Below are 9,029 nucleotides of genomic sequence, written 5' to 3'. Positions count from 1 at the left end.
CTGTGTCTACGAGACAGCCGGAGGCCGGCGCGATGGCTCCGTCGAACGGGCCGCCGGATCCGCAGACCGAAGACGAGCCCGCGGTGCCGCCGCCCCCGCCGGGGGCCCCGGACGGGGTCGTGGGCGTGGCCCCGCACGCGACCATCATTTCGATACGGCAGTCTTCGCGGGCCTTCGAACCGGTCAACCCGCCGCCGGTCGACCCGAACTCGGACGAGAAGGTCAAAGCCGGCACGCTGAACACGTTGGCGCGGGCCGTCGTTCATGCCGCGAACATGGGCGCGAAGGTGATCAACATCTCGGTGACCTCCTGCCTGCCGGCCGCGTCCTCCACCGATCAGCGGGCGCTGGGCGCAGCGCTGTGGTACGCGGCGACCGTCAAGGACGCCGTGGTCGTCGCCGCCGCCGGCAACGACGGGGAAGGCGGCTGCGACAACAACCCGATGTATGACCCGCTGGACCCGTCGGATCCCCGCGACTGGCACCAGGTCAAGGTCATCTCCTCGCCCTCGTGGTTCTCCGACTACGTCCTGTCCGTCGGCGGCGTCGATGCCGGCGGCGCGCCGATCGACAAGAGCATGTCGGGCCCCTGGGTCGGCGTGGCGGGGCCCGCGACCCACATCATGGGCCTCTCGCCGCAGGGCGGGGGGCCGGTCAACGCCTACCCGCCCTCGCGGCCGGGAGAGAAGAACATGCCGTTCTGGGGGACCAGCTTCTCGGCGGCATACGTCAGCGGCGTCGCGGCGCTGGTGCGCGCGAAATACCCTCAGCTGACGGCGCATCAGGTGATCAACCGGATCGTGCAGTCGGCGCACAATCCACCGGCGGGCGTCGACAACAGGGTGGGCTACGGCCTGGTGGACCCGGTCGCCGCGTTGACGTTCAACATCCCGCCGGGCGACAAGATGTCCCCGGGTGCCCAAAGTCGGGTGATCACACCGCCACCACCCCCACCCGCACCGGATCACCGTGCGCGCAACATCGCCATCGGGTTCCTGGGCGCTGTGATCGCCGGTCTGCTCGTGGTGGCCACGGCCGTGCGGCTGCGGAGGGCACGATGAGGTCGCGGCTGACCGGGTTCAGCGCCGACAGCAATCGGCGGGTCGTCGGGATCCTGCTGGTATTCCTCCTCGCGGTGTCGAGCTGGGCGGTCGGCGGCTACATCGGTGCGGCGGCGGCCGTGGTGGTGGGTGTCGCGGTGGTGTTCGTGCGTTGGCGGGGGCAGCCGGCGTGGTCGTGGGCGGTCCTGACGCTGCGGGGCCGACGCGCGATCAGCTGGGGCGAACCAATCACGGTGGCCAGCAACCGATCCGGGGGCGGGGTGCGCGTCCAGGACGGTGTGGCGGTGGTGGCGGTGCAGCTGCTCGGCAGGGCGCACCGGGCCACCACGGTGACCGGCTCGGTGAGCGTCGAGACGGAGAACGTCGTCGACATCGTCGAACTGGTGCCGATGCTGCAGCACCCGCTGGGCCTGGAACTCGACTCGATCAGCGTCGTGTCGTTCGGGTCGCGGTGCGGCAGCGTCGGCGACTATCCGCGGGTGTATGACGCCGAGATCGGCACCCCGCCGTACGCGGGCCGCCGCGAAACCTGGTTGATTCTGCGGCTGCCGGTGATGGAGAACACCCGCGCGCTGCGCTGGCGCACCACCCTTGGGGCGACGGCGATTTCGGCGGCTCAACGGATCGCCGGGCTGCTGCGCTGCCAGGGGTTGCGCGCGAAGGTGGCCACGGCCACCGACCTGATCGAGCTGGATCGCCGGCTCGGCTGGGACGCGGTGTCGGGCACGATGCAAAAGTGGAAGGCCATCCGCGGGGAGGCCGGGTGGATGACGACGTACGCCTACCCGGCGGAGGCGATCAACTCCCAGGTGCTCGCCCAGGCCTGGACGCTGCGCGTCGATGAGGTCATTCAGAACGTCACGGTCTATCCGCACGGGATGTGCACCGCGACGGTCACCATCCGCACACCCACGCAGGCGCCCACCCCACCGAGCGTCGTCCTGCGCCGCCTCAACGGCGAGCAGGCCGCCGCGGCGGCGGCCAACATGTGCGGTCCGCGTCCCGTCCTGCGCGGGTTGCGCCCAAGCCCGTTGCCAGACAACCTGATCGTTGAAATCGGGCCGTCGGGGGTGTTGGTGGGCAAGCTCGGCAACGGCGACCGCCTGATGATTCCGGTCACCGACGCCGGGGAGCTGTCGCGGGTGTTCGTGGCCGCCGACGACGCGATCGCCAAACGGATCGTGATCCGCACCGCCGGCGCCGGCGAGCGAGTCACCGTGCACACTCGTGACCTGAAGCGCTGGGCCAGCGTGCGGATGCCGTTGGTCAGCGTGGCTAACGCCGCGCGGCCCGCGCCGCGCACGAGCGTCAGCGTGGTCGAGCACGCCCCCCAAGCTAGAGGGGCCGACAGCGCGATCTCGCCCGCCCCGCGACCCGCCACCGTGATCACGATCGCGCCGGCCGGCACGCCGCTTCCCGACGGACACGGGCACGCCTTCGAGGTGGCCATCGAGCAGGCCAGCGGCGCGACGGTGAAAGTGACCGCGGCAGGCCAAACTTGGCTTGCCGACATGGACCTGTTCCGCGCGGAGAATCGCTATGTCAACCTGGAGTCTGTCGCGATGTCGTTCGCCACGTAGCGTCGAGGATGGTGCAGGCGATGGGGGATTTGCTCACGGCGCGTAGGCATTTCGACCGCGCCATGGGAACGATGGACCGGCAGGGTCGCGCCGCGGCCTTGCCGGAGTTCGTGGCCGCCACCGAGGCCGATCCGTCGATGGCCGACGCCTGGCTGGGCCGCATCGCCTGCGGCGACAACGACCTGACCTCCCTGAAGCGGCTCAACCATCACCGCGAGTGGCTGCACCGCGAGACCACGCGCATCGGCCGGACGCTGGCCGCGGAGATGCAGTTGGGCCCCTACATCGGCATCACGGTCACCGACGCATCTCAGGTCGGGCTCGCGTTGTCGTCGGCGCTGACGATCGCCGGCGAATACGCGGAGGCAGACCGGCTGCTGGCCGGCCGCGACCTGCTCGACTCGTGGGGCAACTTCCAGTGGCATCAGTTGGCCCGGGCGTTTCTGATGTACGCCACGCAGCGCTGGCCGGACCTGCTGCTGACCGCCGCGGAGGAGCTGCCGCCGCAGGCGATCATCATGTCCGCGGTGACCGCCTCGATCTGCGCGCTGGCCGCCCACGCCGCAGCGCATCTCGGGCAGGGCCGGGTGGCGCTGGACTGGCTGGACCGCGTCGACGTGATCGGCCAGAACACGTCGTCGAGCCGATTCGGCGCCGAGGTGTTGACGGCCTCGATCGGCCCGGCCGACATTCCGCTGCTCGTCGCCGACTTGGCGTACGTGCGGGGGATGGTGCACCGCCAGCTGCACGAGGAGGACCGGGCCCAGATCTGGTTGTCGAAGGCCACCATCAACGGGGTCCTGACCGACGCCGCCAAAGCCGCCCTGGCCGACCGGAATCTGCAGCTGGTTGTGACCGACGAACACACGATCGCCAGCCGCACCGACAAGTGGGACGTCTCGACCGCAAAGAGCCGCGAGCAGCTGGAGGACGACGACGCGGCGGGCCGACGCGCCGAGCTCCTGGCGGAAGGCCGGCAACTGCTGGCCAAACAGGTCGGGCTGGCGGCGGTCAAGCAGGCGGTGTCGGCGCTGGAAGACCAGCTCGAGGTGCGCGTGATGCGCCTCGAGCACGGGCTGCCGGTGGAGGGCCAGACCAACCACATGCTGCTGGTCGGCCCGCCCGGCACCGGCAAGACGACCACCGCCGAAGCGCTGGGCAAGATCTATGCCGGCATGGGGATCGTGCGGCATCCGGAGATCCGCGAGGTCCGTCGCTCGGATTTCTGCGGCCACTACATCGGCGAGTCCGGGCCCAAGACCAACGAGCTGATCGAAAAGTCGCTCGGTCGAATCATTTTCATGGACGAGTTCTACTCGCTGATCGAGCGCCACCAGGACGGCACGCCGGACATGATCGGCATGGAGGCAGTCACCCAGCTGCTGGTCGCGCTGGAAGCCCACCGGTTCGACTTCTGCTTCATCGGGGCGGGCTACGAGGACCAGGTCGACGAATTCCTCACGGTGAACCCGGGTTTGGCCGGCCGGTTCAACCGCAAGCTGCGTTTCGAGTCCTATTCGCCCACCGAGATCGTCGAGATCGGGCACCGCTACGCCACTCCGCGGGCGAGCCTGCTCGACGACGGCGCCCGGGAGGCGTTTCTGGATGCGGCCACCACCATCCGCAACTACACCACGCCCGGCGGGCAGCACGGCATCGACGCGATGCAGAACGGCCGGTTCGCGCGCAACGTCATCGAACGCGCCGAGGGGTTGCGCGACACCCGGGTGGTCGCCCAAAAGCGCTCGGGCCGACCGGTGACCGTCGAGGATCTGCAGATCATCACCGCGGCCGACATCGCGGCCGCGGTGCGCAGCGTGTGTTCGGACAATCGGGATATGGCCGCGATCGTCTGGTAGCTAGCCGACCGGCTTCGGTCCGCCCGGCAACGCACCGGTGGCCTGGAAGATGACGCGCCTGGCGATTTCGACGGCGTGGTCGGCGAAGCGTTCGTAGAACCTGCCCAGCAGGGTCACATCGACCGCGGCGGCCACGCCGTGCTCCCAGTGCCGATCCATGAGCTCGGTGAACAGCTTGCGGTGCAGGTCGTCCACGGTGTCGTCTTCCTCATTGAGGAGGCGAGCCTTGTCGGGATCGCCGGTGCGCAAGACCTCTTCGGCGGCGTTGCCCAATTCGACGGCGACGCGGCCCATTTCGGCGAAATAGCCGTTGGCTTCTTCCGGCAACACGTGTTCGGGGTGGCGGCGGCGAACGATCTTGGCGACATGCACCGCCAGGCCGCCCATCCGTTCAACATCGGCGCACACCCGGATCGCGGAGACCACCGCGCGTAGGTCACCGGCCACCGGGGCCTGCAGTGCCAGCAGCACGAACGCGGCGTCCTCGGCGGCGCCGCTCATTTCCTTGAGCCGGCCCTGCTCGTCGATGACCTGCTCGGCCAGCGCGAGGTCAGCGTGCAGGAGCGCCTGGGTGGCGTTCTGCATCGACAACCCAGCCCTTCCGCACATGTCAGCCAGCTGCTCATTGAGGGCATCCAGCTGCTCGTGAAAGGCCGTGCGCATCGCCCCAGACTACGTCTGAGTGCAAGTCAGCTGACGCCGCGGTGTCGTTGTTCGCTCAGGAATTTCGACCAGGACACCATCTGGGGGTGCCGCTGGAGGAGGGCTCGGCGTTGGCGCTCGGTCATGCCGCCCCAGACACCGAACTCCACCCTGTTGTCCAACGCTTCTGCTCCGCACTCTCGCATGACCGGGCAGCGGCGGCAGAACTCCGCCGCCTTGCGCTGGGCGGCGCCCCGTACGAAGAGTCCGTCGGGGTCGGCGGTGCGGCACAGGGCTCTCGAGGCCCAACCGGTCGGTTCCGCCGGGTCTGTTCCGCTGACCGCCCCTCGGATAGCCGCGAGGTGTGGTCTTTGACCGGCGCGCGTTGAATCTGGCATCAGCTTTCTCCCGGCTCGACATCCCCACTGCGGACGAACAAATGCAGTGATTGCCCACGCGGTGCAGCCAAAACGCACAACGCCGCGCCGCGCCAGAGATTGGTCTGCCGGTAACACGGATGTTCCTTGGAGTTGGTTCACCCTTGGTGCCGGAGGACTGATGCGGGGGTCAGCGGCCGATCGGCTCGAAGCGGAAAACGGCGACCCGGCCCGCCAGCGCCTCGAACTCGTCGGCCGTTCCGTCGCGCACCATCCCCGAGCGCTTCGCGAACGCGACGCCGACCGGGACTTCGGTGGAAAACGCGCGCAACACCGGCCGCGCTTCCTCGGCGTCCAGCTCCACGATCTTGACCTCGCGTGACCGTCGGCCCCGGCTCAACGTGCCGCTACGCGCGGCGCGGGCATTCGCCGCCCAGTCGGCGCCCGGGTAGCCGGCCACGACGTAGAGGCCGCCCCGGAATTCGAACGGCGTCATCGGGGTGCTGCGCGGCCGGCCCGACTTGCGACCGGGCACCGTGAGCACCATGGCGGGGCCGGTCGGAATCCCGAGCCGCTGGACGGCCATCATCATCTTGTTCATGGGCTTGAGGTAGCGCGGCGGACGTGGTTCGGACATGTCAGCTCCTCGGCCTTCAGGACCTGGCGAACAGGTCGCGGTGCTCGGACACCCACTGCGCGAACGGGGTCGCCGGGCGGCCGAGGATCTTCTCCACCTCGTGGGTGACCAGCGCCGGATTGTCCAGGGTCTCGGCCTGCATGGCGATATACGCATCGGCGAACTCGGCGCCGAACCCCAACCCGATGAACCTTTGCCGCACCATCTCAGCCGGCACTTCGAAATACTGCAGCGGGCGGCCGAGGACCTCGCCGATGACACCGGCCAGCTCCGAGTTGCTGAACGCCTGCGGACCCGTCATCGGGATCCGCTGGCCCACAAGGTCATCGGTGAGCAACGCCCGCGCCGCGACCGCCGAGATGTCGCTCTCGACGATCGGCGCCGACGACGCCGCGGCGTACGGCCCGCCCACCACGTCGCCGGCGCGCAGCTGTGCGCCCCACATGCCGGCGAAGTTGGTGGCGAACACCGAGGGCCGCAGGCTCACCCAGGCCAGGCCGGAATCCACGGCGAGCTGTTCGACCTCCTTGTTGCGGTCCCCGCGGAAGCGCGACGGCTGCCGCGAGAAGTCGTCGTCGGCGTTGATCGCCGACAGCGCAACCAGCTTGGTCACCCCCGAGCGCCCGCATTGGGTGACTGTGTCGGCGAGCTGCTCGCCCAGGGCCCGCGAGTTGAGGAATACCGCCGACGCACCCGCCAGGGCGTCGGCCGCCGATCCGACCACCTCGACTTCGGCGGGAAATCCCGCGCCACCGGGCGTGCGGGTGACCGCGCGCACTCGGGCGCCCGCGGCGACGAGTTCGGCAACGAGTGGGCGCCCGACGTTGCCGGTTGCTCCGGTTACGACGATTGTCATGGGAGTGGTTCCTTCCGTGAGTTTTCTGCACTGCGCATACGACGGCGCCGCGGCCGAGAAAGTTACAGCCGAAACGCGTAACTTTTTGCGGCCCCATATCGTCGAAAGTTCATGAGCCAGTCGCCCTCACCCAGGGACCGGGTCGCCCAGGCCTGGCGCCTGCACCGCCCGTATCTGATCAACCTCGCGTATCAGATGCTGGGTGACGTCGGCGACGCAGAAGACGTTGCGCAAGAAGCGTTTCTGCGGCTGTCGCGTACCGACCCGAATGAGATCGACGACGTTCGCGGCTGGCTAACGGTAGTGGCGAGCCGCCTCTGCCTCGATCAGGTGCGTTCGGCGCGCGCCCGCCACGAGCGGCCCGGCGAGGTCGACGAGCAACCGGGTACGCCCCGCTCGGACCCCGCCGAGCGGGTCACCCTCGACGACGAGGTCCGCACCGCTTTGCTGGAAGTGCTACGCCGCCTCAGCCCCGGGGAACGGGTCGCCTTCGTCCTGCACGACGTGTTCGGGGTCCCTTTCGACACGATCGCCGAGACGGTGGGACGCCCCGTTGGCACCTGCCGTCAGCTGGCGCGGCGCGCCCGGACGAAATTCACTGCGGCGCAACCGAAATTGAACGACGTCGCCCCGGCCGAGCACCAGCTGGTCACCGAAAAGTTCATCACCGCGTGCGCCAACGGCGACATCGCGGGGTTGACCGCCGTGCTGGATCCGGCGGTCTGGGGTGTGGGCACCGTCCTCGCCGACCCGGCCCCGCCGCCGCAGATCAACCACGGCCCCCACGCGGTGGCCACCAACCTGATGCGTTATCTGGGGCCGGAGGTGACTCTGGTCAGCGGTCCCGCCGGGGGACCGGCGGTGCTGGCCTTCGCCGACCGCCGGCTCTTCGCCGCGATCGTGCTGACGGTGCGCGGTCACCTCGTGACCAAGATCGAGGCCGTCGCCGACCCTATGGCGCGGGCGGCCGCGGGGTCGCCGGACGCTCCGGCCGGGCCGCGAAGTGGCCCGCGACCGTCGCGGTGATCTGGAGAAATTTGCGCCGCGTCGCCGGGGCCATTTCGCCGTCCACATCGATCACCCCGCCGGGGCGGAGATGGGGATCGTAGGGCACCTCGATCACCGGCTGTCCGTGCTGGACGAACTCGCGGGCCAGCATCTCCCGGGTGCGTTTGTCGGCGTGGCCGTCGGAGTCGTTGAGCACCACGATGGTGTGGTGCAGCAGGCTGGTCTGGCCTCTGTCCGAAAGCCATTCCATGGTCCGGGCGGCCGCGGAGGCGCCGTCGGCCCACGGCGAGGAGACCACGATCAGCGCGTCCAGATCGCGCAACACCTCCTGGGTCACCGGCGAATCCATCGTGGAGCCGCAGTCGATGACCGAGATGGTGAAGTGGCGGTCCAGTCGGCGCGCGGCCTCCCGGTAGATCGCGGGATCGAGGACCCGGCGCGGGCCGGCGGCCGGCTCGCCGCCGAGCACGTGCAGGCCGGCGGGGTTGCGGCCCAGGCGCCCGACCACGTCGGCGAAGGACCGCAGATTCTGGTCGGAGGTCAACTCCCAGAAGGTGCCACTCGAGCGGGGATCGATCCGGTTGCTCAACCGGCCGAAGGCGGTATCGGCGTCGATCGCCACGACGTGGTCCTGCCTGCGCAGTTCGGCGAAAAGCGATCCGACGCTGGCGGCCACCGACGTCTTCCCGACGCCGCCCTTGCCCAGCACCCCGACCTTGTAGTTGCCATGAAGTTCCGTGCGGATGGCCGCTTCGTACTGAGCGTCCTGACGCTGGGCGGCCGACGGACCCAGCTTGATCAGACCAAAGGTGGCCTGCCGCACGATGCGTCGCCAACCCCGGTCGGGCAGCTCTGGCAGGTTGACCGCGGGCGGCGGCGAGACCGGAGCCGGCGCGGGGCGTGGCGCCGGCGGGCGCGGCGCGGGCTCCGGACGGGGTGGCTGTCCGGCCGGCCCCGGCGAAGTTTGCACGCGGCCGGGTGACCGATACTGGGTTGAGACCGGTCCATC

At 69.6% G+C, this 9,029-nt stretch carries 9 protein-coding genes; 4 read left to right on the top strand and 5 right to left on the bottom strand.

The annotated features are described in order from the left end of the window. The 3 genes from mycP to eccA all read left to right on the top strand — a co-directional run. A partial coding sequence (gene mycP / locus A5787_RS06425; protein WP_066963365.1) for a type VII secretion-associated serine protease mycosin occupies window positions 1-1,061 on the top strand: 1,061 nt, incomplete at its 5' end. Further along, window positions 1,058-2,641, top strand: a complete 1,584-nt coding sequence (gene eccE, locus A5787_RS06420) for a type VII secretion protein EccE (protein WP_066963363.1) — start codon at window positions 1,058-1,060, stop codon at window positions 2,639-2,641. The genes mycP and eccE, both read left to right, overlap by 4 nt. 8 nt (window positions 2,642-2,649) lie before the next feature. Further along, the gene (eccA, locus tag A5787_RS06415; RefSeq protein ID WP_156763791.1) at window positions 2,650-4,500 is read left to right on the top strand and encodes a type VII secretion AAA-ATPase EccA; all 1,851 of its coding nucleotides are present in this window, start codon (window positions 2,650-2,652) and stop codon (window positions 4,498-4,500) included. Here eccA and phoU read toward each other — a convergent pair whose 3' ends face one another. The 4 genes from phoU to A5787_RS06400 all read right to left on the bottom strand — a co-directional run bounded on the left by phoU (window position 4,501) and on the right by A5787_RS06400 (window position 7,012). Further along, a complete protein-coding gene (phoU, locus tag A5787_RS06410; RefSeq protein WP_066963360.1) occupies window positions 4,501-5,163 on the bottom strand; it encodes a phosphate signaling complex protein PhoU in 663 nt (220 codons plus the stop codon). A 26-nt stretch (window positions 5,164-5,189) separates the two neighbouring features. Next, window positions 5,190-5,540, bottom strand: a complete 351-nt coding sequence (locus A5787_RS26450) for a WhiB family transcriptional regulator (RefSeq protein WP_082977096.1) — start codon at window positions 5,538-5,540, stop codon at window positions 5,190-5,192. A 169-nt stretch (window positions 5,541-5,709) separates the two neighbouring features. After that, window positions 5,710-6,156: a nitroreductase family deazaflavin-dependent oxidoreductase gene (locus A5787_RS06405; RefSeq protein ID WP_066963357.1), complete on the bottom strand. Its 447-nt coding sequence runs from the start codon at window positions 6,154-6,156 to the stop codon at window positions 5,710-5,712. Between the two features lie 16 nt (window positions 6,157-6,172). Continuing rightward, entirely contained in the window at window positions 6,173-7,012 is an 840-nt protein-coding gene (locus A5787_RS06400; RefSeq protein WP_066963355.1) for an NAD(P)H-binding protein, read from the bottom strand. A 111-nt stretch (window positions 7,013-7,123) separates the two neighbouring features. Between A5787_RS06400 and sigI the strand changes: the two genes are divergently transcribed. Then, window positions 7,124-8,038, top strand: coding sequence for an RNA polymerase sigma factor SigI (gene sigI / locus A5787_RS06395; RefSeq protein WP_066963353.1), 915 nt, complete (start codon window positions 7,124-7,126; stop codon window positions 8,036-8,038). On the opposite strand, the gene A5787_RS06390 is transcribed toward sigI, so the two are convergent. Continuing rightward, window positions 7,965-8,990: a MinD/ParA family protein gene (locus A5787_RS06390; protein WP_066963348.1), complete on the bottom strand. Its 1,026-nt coding sequence runs from the start codon at window positions 8,988-8,990 to the stop codon at window positions 7,965-7,967. The two genes, sigI and A5787_RS06390, sit on opposite strands and share 74 nt — an antisense overlap. Between the last annotated feature and the right edge of the window lie 39 nt (window positions 8,991-9,029).

This window comes from Mycobacterium sp. 852002-50816_SCH5313054-b, from assembly GCF_001667185.1.
Taxonomy (GTDB): domain Bacteria; phylum Actinomycetota; class Actinomycetes; order Mycobacteriales; family Mycobacteriaceae; genus Mycobacterium.
Note: the sequence above shows the minus strand (reverse complement) of the source record. Positions and strands in the feature narration are given on the sequence as shown.